Annotated in this window: 21 protein-coding genes; 6 read left to right on the top strand and 15 right to left on the bottom strand. The window is 37.7% G+C overall.

Annotated features, from left to right (window positions below):
- Positions 1–78: 78 nt before the first annotated feature.
- On the bottom strand, positions 79–1,017 hold the full coding sequence (locus tag ACH30E_RS05135; protein ID WP_490823931.1) for an NAD(P)-dependent oxidoreductase: 939 nt from the start codon (positions 1,015–1,017) through the stop codon (positions 79–81).
- 79 nt (positions 1,018–1,096) lie between these two features.
- A complete protein-coding gene (gene rsmA, locus ACH30E_RS05130) occupies positions 1,097–1,852 on the bottom strand; it encodes a 16S rRNA (adenine(1518)-N(6)/adenine(1519)-N(6))-dimethyltransferase RsmA (RefSeq protein WP_490823930.1) in 756 nt (251 codons plus the stop codon).
- Positions 1,853–1,979: 127 nt separating this feature from the next.
- On the opposite strand from rsmA, the gene pdxA reads away from it, so the two are divergent.
- Together pdxA and ACH30E_RS05120 are read left to right on the top strand one after the other, a co-directional pair.
- The gene (gene pdxA, locus ACH30E_RS05125; protein WP_490823929.1) at positions 1,980–3,131 is read left to right on the top strand and encodes a 4-hydroxythreonine-4-phosphate dehydrogenase PdxA; all 1,152 of its coding nucleotides are present in this window, start codon (positions 1,980–1,982) and stop codon (positions 3,129–3,131) included.
- Positions 3,106–4,011 carry an aldose 1-epimerase family protein gene (locus ACH30E_RS05120; RefSeq protein WP_490838979.1) on the top strand — a complete coding sequence of 302 codons (906 nt, stop codon included), beginning with the start codon at positions 3,106–3,108 and terminating at the stop codon, positions 4,009–4,011. The genes pdxA and ACH30E_RS05120 overlap by 26 nt, the downstream gene beginning before the upstream one ends.
- Here the strand turns inward: ACH30E_RS05120 and ACH30E_RS05115 are convergent, their stop codons facing one another.
- The 10 genes from ACH30E_RS05115 to ACH30E_RS05070 form a co-directional block, all read right to left on the bottom strand.
- Positions 4,012–4,707 (bottom strand): hypothetical protein, encoded by a 696-nt coding sequence (locus ACH30E_RS05115; RefSeq protein ID WP_294991313.1) that lies wholly within the window; start codon positions 4,705–4,707, stop codon positions 4,012–4,014. It lies immediately after the preceding gene.
- Positions 4,708–4,717: 10 nt separating this feature from the next.
- Entirely contained in the window at positions 4,718–5,593 is an 876-nt protein-coding gene (locus ACH30E_RS05110; RefSeq protein ID WP_294991310.1) for an ABC transporter permease, read from the bottom strand.
- Positions 5,577–6,503 (bottom strand): ABC transporter ATP-binding protein, encoded by a 927-nt coding sequence (locus tag ACH30E_RS05105; protein ID WP_490823927.1) that lies wholly within the window; start codon positions 6,501–6,503, stop codon positions 5,577–5,579. Before ACH30E_RS05105 ends, ACH30E_RS05110 begins: the two co-directional genes overlap by 17 nt.
- A gap of 185 nt (positions 6,504–6,688) precedes the next feature.
- Entirely contained in the window at positions 6,689–6,976 is a 288-nt protein-coding gene (locus ACH30E_RS05100) for a winged helix-turn-helix domain-containing protein (protein WP_133474627.1), read from the bottom strand.
- Positions 6,969–7,655 carry a hypothetical protein gene (locus ACH30E_RS05095; protein WP_294991302.1) on the bottom strand — a complete coding sequence of 229 codons (687 nt, stop codon included), beginning with the start codon at positions 7,653–7,655 and terminating at the stop codon, positions 6,969–6,971. The genes ACH30E_RS05100 and ACH30E_RS05095 overlap by 8 nt, the downstream gene beginning before the upstream one ends.
- A 7-nt stretch (positions 7,656–7,662) precedes the next feature.
- Positions 7,663–8,271 carry a hypothetical protein gene (locus ACH30E_RS05090; protein WP_294991300.1) on the bottom strand — a complete coding sequence of 203 codons (609 nt, stop codon included), beginning with the start codon at positions 8,269–8,271 and terminating at the stop codon, positions 7,663–7,665.
- 5 nt (positions 8,272–8,276) lie between these two features.
- Positions 8,277–8,939, bottom strand: coding sequence for a hypothetical protein (locus ACH30E_RS05085; protein WP_490823926.1), 663 nt, complete (start codon positions 8,937–8,939; stop codon positions 8,277–8,279).
- Positions 8,940–8,990: 51 nt separating this feature from the next.
- The gene (locus ACH30E_RS05080) at positions 8,991–9,617 is read right to left on the bottom strand and encodes a hypothetical protein (protein WP_490823925.1); all 627 of its coding nucleotides are present in this window, start codon (positions 9,615–9,617) and stop codon (positions 8,991–8,993) included.
- 76 nt (positions 9,618–9,693) lie between these two features.
- Positions 9,694–9,960, bottom strand: a complete 267-nt coding sequence (locus tag ACH30E_RS05075; protein ID WP_490823924.1) for a 2TM domain-containing protein — start codon at positions 9,958–9,960, stop codon at positions 9,694–9,696.
- 41 nt (positions 9,961–10,001) lie between these two features.
- The gene (locus ACH30E_RS05070; protein ID WP_294991289.1) at positions 10,002–12,206 is read right to left on the bottom strand and encodes a TonB-dependent receptor; all 2,205 of its coding nucleotides are present in this window, start codon (positions 12,204–12,206) and stop codon (positions 10,002–10,004) included.
- Positions 12,207–12,467: 261 nt separating this feature from the next.
- Between ACH30E_RS05070 and ACH30E_RS05065 the strand changes: the two genes are divergently transcribed.
- Together ACH30E_RS05065 and ACH30E_RS05060 are read left to right on the top strand one after the other, a co-directional pair.
- Positions 12,468–13,130 (top strand): imm11 family protein, encoded by a 663-nt coding sequence (locus tag ACH30E_RS05065; protein ID WP_490823923.1) that lies wholly within the window; start codon positions 12,468–12,470, stop codon positions 13,128–13,130.
- Positions 13,131–13,135: 5 nt separating this feature from the next.
- Entirely contained in the window at positions 13,136–13,627 is a 492-nt protein-coding gene (locus ACH30E_RS05060; protein ID WP_490823922.1) for a hypothetical protein, read from the top strand.
- 58 nt (positions 13,628–13,685) lie between these two features.
- Here the strand turns inward: ACH30E_RS05060 and ACH30E_RS05055 are convergent, their stop codons facing one another.
- From ACH30E_RS05055 to ACH30E_RS05045, 3 genes are all read right to left on the bottom strand, one after another.
- Positions 13,686–14,057 (bottom strand): DoxX family protein, encoded by a 372-nt coding sequence (locus tag ACH30E_RS05055; protein WP_490823921.1) that lies wholly within the window; start codon positions 14,055–14,057, stop codon positions 13,686–13,688.
- Between the two features lie 16 nt (positions 14,058–14,073).
- Positions 14,074–14,421: a YciI family protein gene (locus ACH30E_RS05050; protein WP_490823920.1), complete on the bottom strand. Its 348-nt coding sequence runs from the start codon at positions 14,419–14,421 to the stop codon at positions 14,074–14,076.
- Between the two features lie 84 nt (positions 14,422–14,505).
- Complete coding sequence (locus ACH30E_RS05045) at positions 14,506–15,075, bottom strand: Crp/Fnr family transcriptional regulator (RefSeq protein ID WP_490823919.1); 570 nt, start codon at positions 15,073–15,075, stop codon at positions 14,506–14,508.
- Positions 15,076–15,373: 298 nt separating this feature from the next.
- On the opposite strand from ACH30E_RS05045, the gene ACH30E_RS05040 reads away from it, so the two are divergent.
- Complete coding sequence (locus tag ACH30E_RS05040) at positions 15,374–17,566, top strand: ATP-binding protein (RefSeq protein WP_490823918.1); 2,193 nt, start codon at positions 15,374–15,376, stop codon at positions 17,564–17,566.
- Between the two features lie 49 nt (positions 17,567–17,615).
- The gene (locus ACH30E_RS05035; RefSeq protein ID WP_490823917.1) at positions 17,616–18,269 is read left to right on the top strand and encodes a response regulator; all 654 of its coding nucleotides are present in this window, start codon (positions 17,616–17,618) and stop codon (positions 18,267–18,269) included.
- Positions 18,270–18,351: the final 82 nt, after the last annotated feature.

Below are 18,351 nucleotides of genomic sequence, written 5' to 3'. Positions count from 1 at the left end.
CTATTTTCAACTTACGTCAAGATGATTGCTGCAGAAGCATTTCAGAGATAGATGCTTTTTTTTACCGGACAGCAATGATTACAAACCACCAATTCCCAATTTATCCAAAACGATTTTTGCCATCAGATAATACGATTCATTACTGTAACCGGCAATATGTGGTGTAATGATCACATTCGGTTGATCTAGTAGCCAATCAAGTTCTGCTCTTTCAGCTTCTGTATAAGTTTCCAGTTTTTCATTTTCAAGCACATCCAGTGCTGCAGCTTTTATTTTTCCATCTTTAAGGGCTTGTATCAGTGCTTTAGTATGGGTAACTTTCCCACGGCAGGTGCTCAAAAAATAAGGCTGCTTTTCGAGTGCATTAAAAAAGGCATCGTTTGCATAGTGGTAGGTGGTTTCATTCAATGGAAGATGCAGGCTAACTACATCAGCATAACGCTGTATTTGTTCAACGCCGGCTTCTCTCACTAACCCATTTGCAAAATCAGTTTTGTGCGCATCATTGGCAAGTATGGTGACATTAAATGAGCTTAATTTTTGGGCAAATGCCGCACCTGTATTTCCGTAGCCAATAACACCGACTGTTTTTCCCGTAAGTTCATCGCCACGGTTAGCATCTCTGATCCATTTACCTGCTTTCACTTCCTGATAACTACTGTTTATGCGGTTCATCATACTAAGCAACATTCCCAATGCCTGTTCTGCAACGGCATTTCTATTGCCTTCCGGACTGCTCTCACATTGCACCCCCTTTTGTCTTGCATAGTTTACATCTATCTTTTCCATGCCACTGCCTAAGCGGCCGATCCATTTTAGTGTGTTTGCTTTATCTAATAAGGCAGCATCTATTTGAATCCTGGTAGTTACAATTACTCCTGTACAGTCAGCAATCTGTTCAGACAGTGCTTCATAGTCAATTGAGGCATCATATACGCACTGATACCCTGCCTTCTCTAATCTTTCAATCAGATAAGGATGAACTTTCGCTGTAATAATCACCTTACCAACTCCCATACAATTCTCCCTAATTTATTATTCGTTATTTCTTTTATTTCTTATTTCTTATTCCTTATTTCTTATTCCTTATTTCATTTTACTTCATCCTAAAAGTCAGCGCTGCAAAATCCTCCACGCTCAACTGTTCGGCTCTTTTAGTAAACAATTCTTCTTGCAAAACAGTTGCATCAAACATCCCTTTTAACGGGTTTCTTAACATTTTTCTCCTCTGATTAAATGCTGCTTTCACCAATACAAAAAATGCCCTTTCACTTTTCATGTCACAAACAGTTGCCTTTCTTGTAAGTTTGATAACCCCACTCATAACTTTAGGGGGTGGATTGAAGGCATTTTGTGGAACATCAAATAAATATTCCACTTCATAAAATGCCTGAACAAGCACACTCAGTATTCCGTATTCTTTATTTCCGGATTTAGAAGCAACTCTCTCTGCCACTTCTTTCTGAAACATCCCTATCATAACAGGCACTTGTTGCTTCCATTCTAAAATGCGAAACAATATTTGGGATGAAATATTATAGGGGAAATTACCTACCACCGTAAACTGGTCCGCGAATGGTACCGCTACATCAAGTATACTTTCATGTATAATTTTTCCTTTGATAGCAGGATAAGTATGTTCGAGATAGGCTACTTTCTCATCATCCAGTTCCACCGCTTTAAAATCAATTCCCGGCAATTGTAACAGGTATTTTGTGAGTGCACCACCTCCCGGGCCAACTTCTACCAACCGGGCAAATGTATCCTGCTGCAATGCATCTACTATTTGTTTGCAGATTTGTTCATCTTTCAAAAAATGCTGGCCAAGTGATTTTTTAAGGGTGTATTCCATTAGCACAAAAGTACGGGTATATGGCAGATGGCAGAGGATGATTTCTGATCGCTGATCGCTGATGTCGGATTTGAGAGAACAGCGCTTATAATGAGGAATATACTATGGACCATGGACTATGGACCATATGCAATACGTCATTAGCTACCTGCTCGAATTATCCGTATTTTTACCTCCTAAAGCTTTCCCGATGAATGAAATGCAAAAACCTGTAATTGGTTTCTCCTGTGGCGACCTGAATGGCATTGGATTGGAATTGATCCTGAAAACCCTGGGCGACCATCGTCTACTGGATATCTGCACCCCCGTGGTATTTGCTAGCAATAAAAGCATCAACTTTTACAAGAAAAGTCTGCCAGATATCAATTTCAACTATACAAGCGGAAAAGACTTCAATAGACTTAATCCCAAACAAGTGAATATTTATCCTTGCTGGGAGGAGGAAATTGCTATTACACCCGGGCAACTCAACGAAACCGGAGGGAAATACGCATTGATTTCTTTGAAAGAAGCGGCACAGGCCCTGAAGGCGGGCCAGATTCATGGTTTGGTAACAGCACCCATCCATAAAAAAAATATACAGTCTGCTGAATTTAATTACAGCGGCCATACCCCTTACCTGAAAGATCTTTTCGGCGTAAGTGATGTATTGATGTTTATGGTTGCAGAAAATATTCGGGTTGGCCTGGTTACCGAACATGTAACCGTTTCAGATGTGGCGAAACATATTACGAAGGATGGCATTCTCAGCAAACTGAAAATTATGCATAATAGTTTGCAGAAAGATTTTGGCATTGATAAACCAAAAATTGCTGTACTAGGACTAAACCCCCATGCAGGTGATGAAGGATTGATAGGAAGTGAAGAAGAAACCATCATTAAGCCAGCCATCAAGGAAGCCAAACACACTATGCTTGTTTTTGGACCTTATAGCGCCGATGCATTTTTTGCCCGTGGACAACATGAAAAATTTGATGGGGTACTCGCGATGTACCACGATCAGGGGTTGATTCCTTTTAAATCCCTCGCTATAGGTGAAGGAGTTAATTATACAGCAGGGTTAAATGCGGTTCGTACGAGTCCCGACCATGGAACAGCTTTCGATATTGCCGGAAAAGGAAAGGCAGACCATGCTTCATTCCTTGCAGCAACATTTGAATGTATTGAGATCATCCGTATGAGACTTGGTTATGCTGAGATGCGCCAAAATCCGCTTCGCAAAATGAGTGCAAGAATGCTTGCCAATGCGGTGGATGAAAAAATTGAAGAAACAGAATAAGCGCATGGAACTGTACCATTTTTCCAATGATATATTATCGGTAAGCGTCAGCAATTTGGGAGCTGAACTTCAAAGTATTCAGCATAAGGGAACAGGATTGGAATATATGTGGTCAGGTAATCCCGATTACTGGGGTAAAAAGAGTCCGGTATTATTTCCAATTGTAGGAGGTTTAAAAAACAACACTTATCACTATAAGGAAAGTGCGTATAAACTAAACCGACATGGCTTTGCCCGGGAACGCACATTTAAACTAACACACCAAACTGCAGATACGTTACAATTTAATTTGCAGGATGATCCGGCAACATTATCGGTATACCCTTTTCGGTTTTCCTTCACCATAACTTATCGGCTGGAAGGAAATAAAATCCATGTTATTTATGAGGTGATTAATATTGGTGATGAAACAATGTATTTTTCTGTTGGGGCTCATCCGGCATTTGCAGTTCCCCTTGTATCAGGAACGAGTTTCGAAGATTATTACTTACAGTTTAATCAGAAAGAAGATACTGGCATTTGGCCATTAACCAAAGATGGTTTGATACAGGAAGCCGCTAATCCCTTTTTTAATGACAATGATCAAATCGCATTACATAAACCTTTGTTTCATGGGGATGCTTTGGTATTTAAGTCGTTAAAAAGTACCGCTATTGCTATTCTTTCTGACAAGCATTCACACGGATTATCACTCGAATACCACGGATTTCCTTATATGGGAATCTGGAGTGCGAAAGATGCTGATTTTGTTTGTATAGAACCTTGGTGTGGTATTGCAGACCATGTAAATGCTTCTGGGAACATTGAGACAAAGGAAGGCATTAATAAATTAAACCCCGGTGGACTTTTTCAACGTAGCTGGTCTGTTTCCCTGTTTTAATTATTTGAAAACCGCATCTGCAATACCTTTATTTATTGCATATCCGGTATAGGTTATTTCCACCCTACCTTTTCTGTTTTTCAATTTTTGCTCTTCTGAAACAGGCTTTTCATTGTCTTCGAATTCAAGGGTTAATCCTTTGGGAAGTTTGTAATTCTTTGTGTTAAAGCTAAATATTACCTTATCCGGCAAGCCATAAGTAGCAAATTTGCCATAGTTCATTTCTACCTCATAAGTGCCGTTTTCTTTAGTAGTGGTAATTGCTTTTTTAATCAGCAGATTGGCTTCATCAATATACATGGTTGTAAGCACTATTTCACTGTTGTCGTTTGTTGGCAGCATTTTTACAATGGTTGTTTTAACACCGCCCACAACTGCTTCCCCTGCTGGCAATGCAACAAACTCGTCGGTTGTAACCAATGAATTCATATTAACAGAAACGCCACCTTTTGGCAATAAGGATATACCACCATCTTTTTTCAGTTTGAATTTATTCGGCTTCTTATAAAATATTTTTACTTTGCCAATAGGGGCCTTAATAAAAGCCACATTAGTTTTCATTTTACCATCAGCTTCATAATCGTTCACAAGGTCTAACTTGGCTTTCACTTTCATAATCAATGCAGTTGCATCCTGAGCATTCGCGGTGAATAGTGAATAGTGAATGGTGAATAATACTGTAATGAATTTTAGCATGATCCTTGTTTTAACTTAATACATCTTTTCTTCTAAATATTAGTATTGCTGCTGCTACAAAACCGATGATATGTAAAATCAGCACAATTGCAGAGTTAATGATGCGGTCTTTATTTTGTATACTTCCTAAAATAGCTTCATTAGACTCGTTTACCTGAATATCGAAAAATTCTTTCCAACTAATCATGTGTGTGGTAAACAGGTAGGGTTTAACTGCATTAAACAATGGTATATTGAGGGTACTCAATATGGTCAGAAAAACGATAACACTCATGGTGGCTACTATTGGACCGATTGAGTTCTCTGCAAATACAGAAAGAAAAAAACCAAGCGCGGCTACGGTAGTCATGGCAAGTGCCGCAAAAAGAAAAGCTCCGATATATCGCCAGAACACATCGTTTTCTTTCAGTAAAACCACATAACTGCTTTTCATTAAAAACATATCATCTGTTCCAAATACCCACATACTTACAAACAATGCAAGGAATGCCAGCCAGATAAGCAGCAATAAAGTATAAATGGTTGAAGCAATAAATTTTGCCAACATGAATGATGTGCGACTATAAGGTTTTGAAAGCAGTACCCTAAGCGTACCCATATTGGCTTCACCTGAAATCATATCTGCAGCTATCAGTGCTATCAGCAATGGCACATGCACCAAAAGTAATTGCAGCATGATATAGCAAATCAGGTAACCATTTAAAACATTGCCATCTATTTCAAGTGTCGAACCAATATCATTCAACATAAAATCTACATAGCTCTGGCCATCAACCTTAAGGCCAAATTGAATCATTACAATCAATGCAGTAATAGCAGCAAAAGCAATATAGGTTCTTGGTCGCTTGAATATCTTATAGAGTTCTATATTAATTAGTGTGCGCATGTTTTCCTGATGTTACCTGTAAAAAATAATCTTCCAATGAGTGTCTGGGTTGCAGAGAGAGTACTGGAATATTCATTGCTACCAAATCTCTGTGCAGATCTGGTATCTGGTTCCGGTGTAGTTTTATCAGTAAAACCCCTGATCTTCTGGGTTGAAGTTGGTCGGCCCACCTGGATTGTTGAAGGTTTGCGAGGGCCGCGTCATTATCCAATGTTTCCAGTTCAACAATTGTTTGTGAAGGATCGAATAAGTCTGCAGCCGTTCCTTCCACCAGTTTTCGACCTTTATCAATAATCAATACCCTTGTAGCTACTTGTTCAATTTCATTGAGCAGATGTGATGATACAAGAATGGTTTTATTTAAATCGCGGCTAAGATGCCTGATAAGGTTTCGGATATCTGCTATTCCCTGGGGGTCAAGTCCATTGGTAGGCTCATCGAGTATAATCAATCTTGGATTATGGATTAATGCAACTGCAATGCCTAGTCTTTGTTTCATCCCCTGGGAGAAGGTTTTTACGGTGTCTTTTGCCCTTCCTGCTAAACCTACCATTTCAAGTTGTTGCATCAATTGCTGTTCAGTAGGTTTCATCCCACTTAACCTGGCGAAAAGGCGCAGGTTTTCTATAGCACTGAGGTATTTATAGACATCGGGTTTTTCTATAACTGCTCCTATCTCCCGCAATATTTCCTTCCGGTGGGTGGAGAGCGGTTGTCCGAAAATGGAAATAGACCCGGCCGTGGGAGCAATTAAAGTAAGCAACATGCGAATGGTCGTGCTTTTACCCGCTCCGTTTTGCCCCAGGAAACCATACACATCTCCTTCCTGAACCGTAAATGATAAATCGTTTACGGCAGTGAGGTTTTTAAATTGTTTGGTTAATCCGTTTACCTGTATAATTGATTGCATGTGTATGTATAACACCAAAAGTACAGCGGAAGTTTGGGAGAAAGACAGAATAAAAGGTGAAAAGTCCATAGTCCATGGACTATAGACGATGGCTATTTCATTATACCTATTACCAAACGCAAAATCCCCATCTCCCAAAATCAAATATTCCAAGATCAAAGATCAGAGATCAGACATCTGTCTTCCTATCCGACTTTAAGGTATTGCTGTAACGCCTGTACATAGGCTTCGAATGCTTCTATGCCCTTTGGGGTAATTTTACAGGTAGTTTGGGGGTAGTTGTCTTTGAATTGCTTGGTTACTTCAATATATCCTGCATCCTTTAATTTTTGTACCTGCACACTCAGGTTTCCTGCTGTGGCATTGGTTTTTTCACGGATAAAAGTAAATTCCGCTTCTTTAACGCCAATAAGCAGGCTTACGACAGCTAGTCGTAGTTGTGAGTGTAATATGGGATCCAGTTCTTTAAACATGCTTTTTCTGTTGCGCCAGGTACTTTCTTCTTAAAATAATGCCAGGAATAAACCAACAAACAATTGCTGCTACACCGCCCAATAGCCAGTCGTATTCAGAACGTGTATACAAGGATGTTATAAATAGACCATAAGTTATAATTGCCCCAAATAACATAGGTTTAAACTTCTTAACAACACCCGTTACAAGGGTTGGAAATGCATATAGCATGATAAGTAGTGAATAGAAACTCGGAGGAAAAGGTCGAAGAATTTCATCCGGTTTACTGCCATCAATATAATGTTTGGTCATATTCCAGCCGTCTTCCTGAATAAACCGGGCAGTAACTTCGGGAACAATAATCTGGTAAATATTTAGTGCAAAAATGGATAAGCCAAATACCAGCCATACACTATTAAGCGCATCATCTTCATACTTTTTAACCTGGTTTGCTTTCTTTTCGCGGATGGAAAAAATTATTTGCGGTACGATAGCGGCTAAAACAATCAGCCAGATATCAAATCCAATGCTAAAATCATAGGTACGTTCAAAGTAAGATACAAAAGAGGCTATAGACACTACAGTTCCCCATAATAAGGATCCGATACCTGTATCATGGTAGCTGCTTTTCGCTTTTTGTATCATGTTTGTAATGAGGTCCAGACTTTCCTGTTCCGTCATTTTTTTTTCATCTGCCATGATGGTATTACTTTTTGGTATTATGTCTGATTCTTAACAAGTGACCGGGAATAATATAACTGATAAGTAAAGCCAAAGCACCGATCAAAAGCTGGTTGGCAAAATTAAACTTAATAGATACTGCAGCAAGAATAAAATTGATTAATCCACCGATTACCAGCGGTTTAAAGCGAATTAACCTGCCACTAACAAATGTTCCCAAAGCATACATTAGAATATAATAGGTAAATGCGGTTTTCCAGGCATCAGAAATTACGTTTATAAAAACCATGACAAAAAATGCCATCCCGATAGCGATCCACAAATAGCTTAATGCTTCTTCAATATAAGTCATCGACTTTTTATGTCTGGCCTGCCTGGCGCTGTATATGCCTGAAATTACGCCCCCGAATGGCATGGTCCACCAAACAAAACTATGATGCGGGTATTGGAACCAAACCATCAGCACATATTCTACCACACAACAGGTAAATACAAGCCAGCCCCAGAACAGAAAATAGAAACTGTCGACAGCAACAGAATCTTTTGTTTTGGTAATCATAGACTGGATCAGGCGAAGACTTTCTTCTGGTGAAAAGTCTTTTCCTAGTTCATTGTCCTGGTTTTGTTCTTGCATAAGTTTTAGTTTTTTGAAGCCCCTACATATTTGCGAATAAAAATAGCGATTAAACTACTGCCAATAACTGTAGGAAGCATCCATAATATCCACTGCTGTTGGATTTGAACATTTACCACTAAAAAAGCGGTATAGGATGCGATCATTGCTCCCATCATTCGAACTATATGACTATACATCCATGTTTGCTTGATAGTTGTACGTCCAACAATGAGTTTGATATCCAGCATTACATAACTTAAACATATCAGCCCAAAAACCCCAGGCACAATACTGAACATATTCCCGTGTATAATTCCTTTTACCGATTGGATGATCAAAAAAATAGCAAATACAAAACCAAATAAAGTAATCAGGTAATCGGCGGTTGGAATTTTGACCGGGGTCGATTTAAACATTCTTTTAAGCAATACCACCCTGTAACCAGATAATACCATGTATAATGTAAAGCCTCCTACAGCAAAGAGGAATAAGTTTTCATGTCCTTGAAGGTTACTAAGAACTAAAGCACTTAAAGAAGCCACCAGCATTCCCCAGAAGAAAATGATACCGGATAGTTTGTGTGTTTTTGAACCTTTCTTTACAGAAGCGGCAATGGTGCCGGTAATTAAACCTGCACCACCACCTGAAATATGTAATACCAATAAAACGGTAAACAGATTGTTCATTACTTAAAGTTATCGGAACTGTAGCTTAATTGGTTTTCTTGACAGATTAAGTTACTGACAGGCAGCTAACAATTGTGTAGCCTGATCTTTTCCCCATGTAGGATGGAAAGCAGATGCTGGCTGATAAGTACCATATAATTCCAACGATTTCTCAACCAGTTTTTTGGCAACTGCTTTACCTCCGCCAAATGCTGCTGGAACATTGATCATGTATTGAGCTTCAACCAGGTAAATTCTTGGATTGTTCGCATCTGCTTTTTTTGCATCTTCAATTGCCTGTGCTGCAATAGCACCATAGGTTTGATAACGCGACATACCATCAACCGTTAATTGTTGTATAGCAATCATCTGGCGAAGGCAATAGGTATCTGCATTTTTTTCCAGTGCTTCTGCTTTACCCAAGAGATCTTTACTTTTTTCTGCCACTTTATCTTTATCTGCTTTAGGATTCATCCAGCCCGTTAAATGATTAGCGTAGGCGGCATAATAATAAGGCAGCCATTTATCCTTTTCGGCATCTGCTATTCTTTCAAAAAAAGCTGAAGCTGCAGTAAAATCTTCTGCAGATTTTGCAGCTACTAATTGTTCCAGTCCTTTTTGCATACCTGACTCATATTTTGATTGAGCCAGTAATTGACCGGCAAAAAACATAGATATTATTACGATGATCTGTTTCATAAAATTGATTTTTGAATTTTGATTTTTGAATTTTGATTTTTTGCTCTTTGATTTCGTGGTCGTTGAAGTTTTAATTTTATTGTTTGTTCTTCAATTTTTCGTATTCATTTGCCGCGCTAATAAATTTGTTACCATGGTAAGCCTGGAAATAATGGAACGCTAATCCAACACCCCAGCCCAATAGCGGCCATATTGGCCAGAAATAGGTGTTTTTATCGCGGTTTAAAAACCAGATGGCTACAAGAAATGCATTCACAATTATGTAGCTGAATACGCCCCATTTAAACCCGGCTCTGGCTTTTGCCATTTGCCAAAGTTGTTCGTCACGTTGTTCGTTGTTCATATAGAAAATTTTGATTTTTGAATTTTGATTTCTTCCAAAAACTATAAGTTATTATTAATAGCATCCTGTCTCCTATCCACACCCCAGCTCAGGAACACACCTATGAAAAAGAATTGTGGGGCGGGTGGTGTTACTGCTTCTTTTCTGGCACCATTATAAGAATAGTTATAGCCAAATACTTGTTTACTGTTTAATACATTTGTTACAGACCCAACAATTACTGCATACGCTTTTCCTAAAGAAGTGAGGTAATTAAAACTGAATCCAAGGTTATGGTAATCGATGGTTTTACCTTGATCAGCAATTACATACTGGGTACCATTTTGCTGAAGATTGTAATAAGGGCGGCCTGTAGCATACGAGTAGGTAAAATTGAATCCGGTATTTATTTTACTGATAAAACGTTTCATTACAAAGGAAGCAGTGTGATTTGCGGCGAAAGTTGGTTGTAATTCTTTCGGGTAATTCAGGAAATCTCTTTTAGTATCCAGGTATGAGTAGCTAACCCAGTAATCCAATCCCTTGAAAGTTTTTTTATCTCTCCAGAATAATTCAATTCCTTTTGCATCTCCTGCTCCTGCGTTGTTAAATGATGGATAGGTTTTAACAAGGCCATCATATTTTTTATAAAATGCTTCTATGCGGAAAGTCTGTAAAGTGGTGTTCTTAATATAGTTCGCTATAAAATGGGTAGCTTTTGAATAACCGAAATTGGTCGTATTATAGAGATAGGTGTTTTCTGGTTTTTGGTAAAACTCACCATAAGCTATACTCATTTGTGCACCTTTTCCTGTTTTGTATGCCAGCGATAGACGTGGAGCAATATTTGCTTTATTGATCAGCGAAGAATGTTCGAAACGTGCACCGACTTTTGCGGCAAGGTCATTGGTGATATATAGGTCTGCTTCGGAAAACAAAGCTTTGAAATGATCGGGTAACAAGGCTTTATTATTATTGTAGGTACTTCTGTTGTAGAAATACATATACTCACCACCCATACGAATTACACTGATACCGCTCAATCTTTTATCAAATACAGCTTTGAATTGAGTGAGGTCTGAACGTGTATTGATATTGAAATTGCTATTATCGATCCATGACTGTCCAGTAGTTACGTGCTGGTTCTGTTGGTTTTGTATTTGCTGATCAATTTTGTTTACATCAATACTATAACCCAATCCCAAATTCATTTTCCAGCCATTACCCAGGTTATCTCTCCAGCTCAGGTTATGGTACCAGTTAGTATTATTTAATCCAAAAGCATTTTTTAATGCTGGATCATCAATATTAGATCTACGTAAACCCAGGTCACTTGCACCAAATGTGCTGTAGTATTTAATCATACCACCAGTTTTTGTTTTAGCCCTGAAATTGAGATCAGCGGTATGAAACTGGGGCATGCGAAAATATTCTGGCTTTTGATTTACGATGCCGAAATATGCGCTAAGGTTGGTATAACCATAGTTACCACCCCATGATGATTTTTTATCTTTAGCTACTTTTTGCAGACCTGCTCCCCAAAACAGTGCAGATATAGATGCACTTACCTCAGAACGATCAGGTATATCAATACTCTCCATAATCAAAGCAGAAGAAAGTGCTTGTCCATACAAAGCAGAATAACCCCCTGTGCTGAAAATGGTTCCTTTAAATAAAGCTGGTGCAAAACGGCCACGAGAAGCGATATCAGGAACACTGGCCATAAAAGGATTGTTTACCAATGTTCCGTCGATAAACTGTTTGGCTTCATAACCTGCACCACCACGCACAAATAAGCCTTCCTGCTCACCTACCTGTTGTGCCCCTGGTAATGTTTTTACTACCGCAGTAATATCTGCATTGGCGCCACCGGTTGTATATACATCTAATGAACTTAATACGGTTGCCGCTTTTTTCTTATCGCCTGCTTCAAAACTTCCGGCAGTAACGGTTACTGCTTTTAATTCACTGATTTCTTCTTTCAGGATAAAATCGATACTGATGGTTGCAGTATCAATCGTTACTTCCTGTTCACCTGTTTTGTTGCCCATATTAGTAGCTACGATAACCTGTTTTCCTTTCTCATAAGTTTTGAAAGAAAAATGGCCTGTAGAATCCGACAGGCCACCGTCATAAGATCCTTTTACCACAATATTGGCTCCTGCCAGGATACGCCCTTTTTGGTCTTTAACTGAACCGGTAATTTTTACCTGCGCCTGTACGAGAAAGGGTAAGATACTCAGTAAGGCTACCATCCATTTTTTCATTGCTCGTTGTTTTGATAGAGCAAACATAGAATAGTTTATTTTATAAACCAAATTATAATTGAAACTTTTTTACAGAATTTATAAATAACATAAAAGATTGATTTTCATTAGATTAATAAATATATTGAACTCTGATCTGTTTTTTAGAAGCCCAATCATATTATAAAATTTAAAATAAATCATAAATTATTTTTTGCCAGAAATCACCAAAAGTTGAGATTGATTAATTCGATTGTACTATTGCTTTTCATTTATACGCATATGTATTTCAGAATTTCTAAATCACTAGATAGGAAAATAATAGGCAGTGCTTCAGATCAGGCAATTCATGCCAAAATAGACATCCACATTGATCACCCAAATTACTTTACGCATCATCTATTAAAAAAGGTCGAAAACGTTGAAGACATTGTATGCCCAAAACCCATTTTGGAAAAGAATGCTAAGCTGACTGATTTAATTACATACCCCGGTATTGGTGGAAGTATATTAGTAAGTAACAAATTAAAAAAAATATTGTATGCCTGTAATCACTCAGGAATACAATATTTTCCTACCTCACTGATTGCAGACAATACTGAAATGCCAGATTATTGGATAGTCAATCCCTATCAATTTGATTATGATTGTATTGACTTAACCAAAACAAGGCTCACAATAAAAAATTTTGAAAATCATTCGTCAGAAATAAAAAAACTATCAGATATAAATGAATTACTTGCATTAATCGAAGATTCCCGATTCCCGATTTTGGTGACTTTAGATCCTATTTATCTAAAAGAGGACAGCAAAAAAGACTTAATAATCATGCGAAATGTATACTCAGCAATCGGTTTTTATGTTTCAGAAAAACTAAAAAAGGAAATTGAAGATGCTGGCTGTACAGGAATTGTTTTCATTAAACCGGAAGAAAAATACCCTTAAAAATTATGGAGACATTATATCAACTATTTGAAACTATTGAATTATCTGACAGCCAAAAAATATGGTTAACTAAACCAGTTAATAAGTCTGACGCATTGTTCATCGCATCGCTATGGCAGGAGAACAATGAATACGATGAGGAAATAGCTACTTTAGTTGTAAATATTATTACATCGGCAGCATCGCATCGATTTACCGAAACCTGGGATGAATCTGTTATTAATACAGTATTGTCAGATTATCTCCCCAAAGAAGATCATCCGTATATAGACATATTAAAAGAGCATATCCAATTACAAATGATACTTGAACGAAATGAAAATCCTGAACTTTCATTATCAAAACAGTTTTATACAGCTGTATTTAGTTTTTTTACAGAAGGTTGGGAATTAAATATGCTTGAACCGATTGACGGTAAGGTGGTTCATGATGTTGGTGATGGTCAAAATCAAATATTTAAAAAAGGTTGGTCAGATTGCAAATTGGTGGCTATCTGAAAAATGCAAATATTTAAAATACCATCCCAAAATTGCGGGATGGTATTTTGATGTTTACTTAATAATTTAAAAAACGATCCCTGGAAAAGCCCTTTGCATACATCAGAAGCGCCCCAATAACCATGATATTTCGGAAAATATTCAGCATATCATTTGTACTGGAGGATGCCCGTGGGATATGAATCAGGAAAATCATCAGCAAGACATAAAGAGCCATCAACAGTGAAGCCAGTTGGTCGTACTTGCCGATCACACAACTTATAATGAAAGCCGTAACCAGCACACCAGTGGCGTAATTAAGGAACAACCTTGCTGGAAAAAATGAAGGAATCATATCAGCACCAGCCTGTGGCAATCCAAAATGCAGACCTGTGTACAAGAGGAACGATAGTATAAACAGCCATCGCCCCCATCCCATAATTGTATTCATATCATTGGTTTTTAGTTTATACTTCGAATGGCATTATTGGTCGTATTTCTACTGTACCATGCTCATATTTTAAAATGGGACAAGTCTGGCACCATTCTTCTACCTCCGAAATATCTTCAGCTTTACATAGCATGTAGCCGGTAAGTAAAATTTGGTTTTGAATAAAAGGACCAGCATTCTTTCCATTTTTGCCAACAAGGGTACCGTCATACTCAATAGGCTTACTGGATACAAGCTTACCCTGCATGGCTATATTACCTATCCATTGCTGCCACCTGGGCATATCTTCCAGCATATCATCGGGTGTGGTAATATAGTTACCATTGCCAGTTTGGTTGTAGAATAATAAGAGAAACTCTTTCATAGTGTAGTGTTTTATTGATTGAATGATTTGACACTACAAATATGACAGACGGGCAGCAGGTTAATCTTGACAAATGTCAAGACTTTACAATTTCCCTTTCAAGCGGGTATATGTTTCGGGTGAGATGCCAAGATAAGAGGCAATCATTTTACTGGATAACCTCGTAAAGAGTTTCGGCTGGTTATCCATCATCCATCTTAATCTTTCCAATGCATCCATGGCTACAAATGTATTGATGCGATAAACTGAATTGGAATAAGACAGTTCAAGTATCTGGCGATACATTTTTTCAAATTGAGGAAAGCGGGCGGATAATTCCATAAAATGATCTCGACTAATTGCCAATAGCTGAGTAGGTTCAATTGCTTTAAAAAATTCTCTGGCTGGTACCTGTTGTAAAAAAATATTGATTTCCATCAGCCATTGTTCTTCCAGGATAAAATCGCGGGTTGTATCATTACCAACAGCATCTATCGTAAATACCTGAATAGCGCCTTCTACAATAAAATAACAGTTTCGGCAAAATTCTCCTTCCTTCAATAGATAATCATTACGTTTTAATACCATTGGCTTGAAATAACTGATTACTTCATCTAGCCCGGCGGTATCATTGCCAAGTTTAGAACGAATATGTTGTTCAAGTTTTTTGTGCATATTTCAACTTACAACAATTTCATCATTCGCTTTCATTCTGTTTTGGTTGATTGGCATAATTTAATATTCGCAAGAAACAAACTTGAATTTTGTAAAATAACGATTACTTATTTATTCAACACTTTCATTTATGAGACGTTATTGGCGCATAATATTTCAGTATGTTAACTATACGGGCTTGATCCTTTAGTGTAAAAAAATTATTAAGCAACCAAGAGACTGTTTAAACTACTTTTTATTAAAAATCAGTTACCTCATATTTTATTAATCCAAATATTTGTTTTATTTTCCCTATCAGATGAAAAGCAGTAAAAAATGCAGGCATATATTGCTTTTAAGCCTTGCCGCCATAATTCATATTAGTGTTTTTGCACAGTATACGGATGGTCTTCAACAAAAGGCTACTACATTTTATACAAAACGACAGTACGATTCCGCACTGATCGTTTATCAGCAACTTTATCAATCAATCGCCCCGCAAAAAGCCTCTGTCGAAAAAGCGAATATTCTGTTTTTTTATGCACGATGTCTGGAATTGACCGGAAAGTATAAAGAGGCATTAGGTGTGTTCAGGCAAGCTGAACATACCTACACGACCATGCAAATGGTTGACAAAAAGTGGGTTACTACCCAACAAATTGCCAGTTTACTCGATGATATTGGTGACTATAATGCTTCTGTTGAAACAGGTAAACTTGTACTGGCACATTATGCCCAATTAAAAGATAGTTTACAGATGGCTTTTGTATTACATAATATGGCATTTGGTTACTATCATGCAGGTAAAGTAAAAGAGGCATTAGATTGCCATACCAAAGAAATTTTAATTCTTGGAGATAAGGATAAATCCCTTTTAGCCAGGGCATATAACCAGTTAGGTAATATTTGGGCTGTTGATCTAAAAAATCTACAACAAGCACTTGACTATTATGAAAAAAGTCTTACCATCAAATTACCACTAAATGATCCCGGCTCTATTTCTGCATCTTATAATAATATTGGCATTACATACAAAGACCTGAATCAGCCGGAAAAAGCATTACAAAATTATGAGATGGCTCTGGACTATGGTAAAAAAAGCGGAGTTGCCATTCAGCAATATAACCCACTGATTAATATTGCCAACCTGCATAAAAGATACAATCGTTATCAACAAGCATTGGATGCGTATGGAAAAGCACTCCAACTAACTGGTAAAATAACTTCGCGTCAAAGAACTTCTTTTTATTTTAATTTAGGTGAGGTTTACCATGAATTAGGGAAATATGATTCAGCACTGCACTATCTCCACCAATCTCTTGGTCTAATTGAGCGATCTGGTGATTATACCAATTTGGCTTTTACAGAATTGTCAATTTCTAAAGTATATGCAAACAAAAAAGATTACGAGAATGCATATATTCATTTTACAAAATACAAACAACATACCGACAGCCTCTATGAAGGTGACCGCAAAAAGGTACTGGCTGAAATGATGATTAAATATGAAGCAGCCAAAAAAGACAAGGATTTATTAGAAGCCAATCGCGAAATTGAAAAAAAAGAACAGCAACAGAAACTATTGATTGCAGAAAAAGAATTACAACAAAAAGAAAGCGAAGCTGCATTACAGCAAAGCAGGCTGAATGAAGAATTAGCAAATAATCAGCGTAATGCTTTAGCCTTAAAAGCACAGCAGGAGCAATTGATAGCTGCCCAGAAAATCAATGAAAAACAACAAAAGTTAATTCAGCATGAAGCCCGTTTGAGAACGCAAACCTTCGGTCTTACGGTTACTACATCCTTATTGCTTTTACTGGGATTACTTTTTTTCTATCAGCGAAAACAAAAGAAAGCTGCCCTCAAACAGGGTGCTTTAGAACTCGAACTGGCCAAAACAGCAGCTACTAATAAAATGCAGGAAGAAAGGTTGCGCATTTCAAGGGAACTGCATGATAATATTGGCTCCCATCTCACTTTAATCAATGCCACTGTAGAATCAATGCCCGCTGAGAATATAAAAGATATTTCGTCTCAGATAGGTGTAATGAAAAACAGCTTAGTGATGAGTATGCGAGAGCTACGCAGAACCGTATGGCTGATGAACAGGTCTGCTGTATCACTTGATGAACTAGCACTCAGGTTGAGGGATTATTTAAGACCAGCAGTTAATCAGCAACTACAGGTTAAGGTAGCAGTATCAGGCAATACTGACCTAATGTTGAGTGAAGCTGCCACCACTCACTTGTTTAGAATTATACAGGAGGCTGTAAATAATGCCATTAAATATGCACATTGTTTATCTATACAGGTTAGCTTATCAGCCGACGAGTCAGACAGAATTCACTTCTCAATTAAAGATGATGGTATTGGATTTGATGTGGGTGCCATGCAAAATGGCAATGGTCTAACAAATATGCGGTACAGGATTGGAGAATTAAAAGGTGAACTTAATATACAAAGTAAAGCAGGCGAAACCCTGATAAAGGGCAGTTTCCCTAACCTCAGTTGAAATACGTACAATTGCGTATAGACAATAGAAAATTCAAAATATACTTTTGATGACCAAAATGCCCATTCATATTGCAATAGCAGAAGATAATTCATTTGTGCGGCAAGCCATTACTGAAAGGCTGCAGCCGCATAAAGAAATTATTGTGAATTATATTGCAAATAATGGAGAAGAATTATTAAAATTTCTTGATAAAAATAGAAGCATCGATCTGGTGCTCATGGATCTTCAGATGCCTGTTCTAAATGGTATTGATACCACACGACTATTAAAGCAACGCTTTCCTCAAATCAAGGTATTGATTCTGACGATGTTTGATGATGATGAGAACTTATTCAATGCTATTATGGCAGGTGCCCAAGGCTATTTGCTAAAGGAAGATAATTCACAGCAATTATTTCGCTCAATAATGGATACCATGACAGGTGGTGCTGCCATGAGTCCGGGCATTGCATTGAAAACATTAAACCTGATTCGACAACCCCTGAATACTTCGCAGCCTGTTGTTGATTTTGGGCTTACCAAAAGGGAAGTCGAATTACTCACACACTTAAAAAACGGACTGACCTATGAACAGATAGCTGCCAACCTTTTTATCAGTTACCACACAGTACGTAAACATATTGAAAACATTTACAGGAAACTCTATGTAACCAATAAAGTAGAAGCGGTACAAAAAGCTACTGAAAACCGAATATTATAAGCATTTTTAACGCTCTAAATAATAACGCTTTCACATATCGTAAGGTAATTTCATATGAAAAAAACAGCATTGCACTCATGGT

This window comes from Sediminibacterium sp. FW305-C-61 (assembly GCF_058231065.1).
This window is presented reverse-complemented; position numbering and strand designations above follow the sequence as displayed.

Coding starts and splice junctions, on each gene's coding strand:
- ACH30E_RS05135 (WP_490823931.1), bottom strand. CDS start 1,017: ATGGGAGTTGGTAAGGTGATTATTACAGCGAAAGTTCATCCTTATCTG.
- rsmA (WP_490823930.1), bottom strand. CDS start 1,852: ATGGAATACACCCTTAAAAAATCACTTGGCCAGCATTTTTTGAAAGAT.
- pdxA (WP_490823929.1), top strand. CDS start 1,980: ATGCAATACGTCATTAGCTACCTGCTCGAATTATCCGTATTTTTACCT.
- ACH30E_RS05120 (WP_490838979.1), top strand. CDS start 3,106: ATGAAAAAATTGAAGAAACAGAATAAGCGCATGGAACTGTACCATTTT.
- ACH30E_RS05115 (WP_294991313.1), bottom strand. CDS start 4,707: ATGCTAAAATTCATTACAGTATTATTCACCATTCACTATTCACTATTC.
- ACH30E_RS05110 (WP_294991310.1), bottom strand. CDS start 5,593: ATGCGCACACTAATTAATATAGAACTCTATAAGATATTCAAGCGACCA.
- ACH30E_RS05105 (WP_490823927.1), bottom strand. CDS start 6,503: ATGCAATCAATTATACAGGTAAACGGATTAACCAAACAATTTAAAAAC.
- ACH30E_RS05100 (WP_133474627.1), bottom strand. CDS start 6,976: ATGTTTAAAGAACTGGATCCCATATTACACTCACAACTACGACTAGCT.
- ACH30E_RS05095 (WP_294991302.1), bottom strand. CDS start 7,655: ATGGCAGATGAAAAAAAAATGACGGAACAGGAAAGTCTGGACCTCATT.
- ACH30E_RS05090 (WP_294991300.1), bottom strand. CDS start 8,271: ATGCAAGAACAAAACCAGGACAATGAACTAGGAAAAGACTTTTCACCA.
- ACH30E_RS05085 (WP_490823926.1), bottom strand. CDS start 8,939: ATGAACAATCTGTTTACCGTTTTATTGGTATTACATATTTCAGGTGGT.
- ACH30E_RS05080 (WP_490823925.1), bottom strand. CDS start 9,617: ATGAAACAGATCATCGTAATAATATCTATGTTTTTTGCCGGTCAATTA.
- ACH30E_RS05075 (WP_490823924.1), bottom strand. CDS start 9,960: ATGAACAACGAACAACGTGACGAACAACTTTGGCAAATGGCAAAAGCC.
- ACH30E_RS05070 (WP_294991289.1), bottom strand. CDS start 12,206: ATGAAAAAATGGATGGTAGCCTTACTGAGTATCTTACCCTTTCTCGTA.
- ACH30E_RS05065 (WP_490823923.1), top strand. CDS start 12,468: ATGTATTTCAGAATTTCTAAATCACTAGATAGGAAAATAATAGGCAGT.
- ACH30E_RS05060 (WP_490823922.1), top strand. CDS start 13,136: ATGGAGACATTATATCAACTATTTGAAACTATTGAATTATCTGACAGC.
- ACH30E_RS05055 (WP_490823921.1), bottom strand. CDS start 14,057: ATGAATACAATTATGGGATGGGGGCGATGGCTGTTTATACTATCGTTC.
- ACH30E_RS05050 (WP_490823920.1), bottom strand. CDS start 14,421: ATGAAAGAGTTTCTCTTATTATTCTACAACCAAACTGGCAATGGTAAC.
- ACH30E_RS05045 (WP_490823919.1), bottom strand. CDS start 15,075: ATGCACAAAAAACTTGAACAACATATTCGTTCTAAACTTGGCAATGAT.
- ACH30E_RS05040 (WP_490823918.1), top strand. CDS start 15,374: ATGAAAAGCAGTAAAAAATGCAGGCATATATTGCTTTTAAGCCTTGCC.
- ACH30E_RS05035 (WP_490823917.1), top strand. CDS start 17,616: ATGACCAAAATGCCCATTCATATTGCAATAGCAGAAGATAATTCATTT.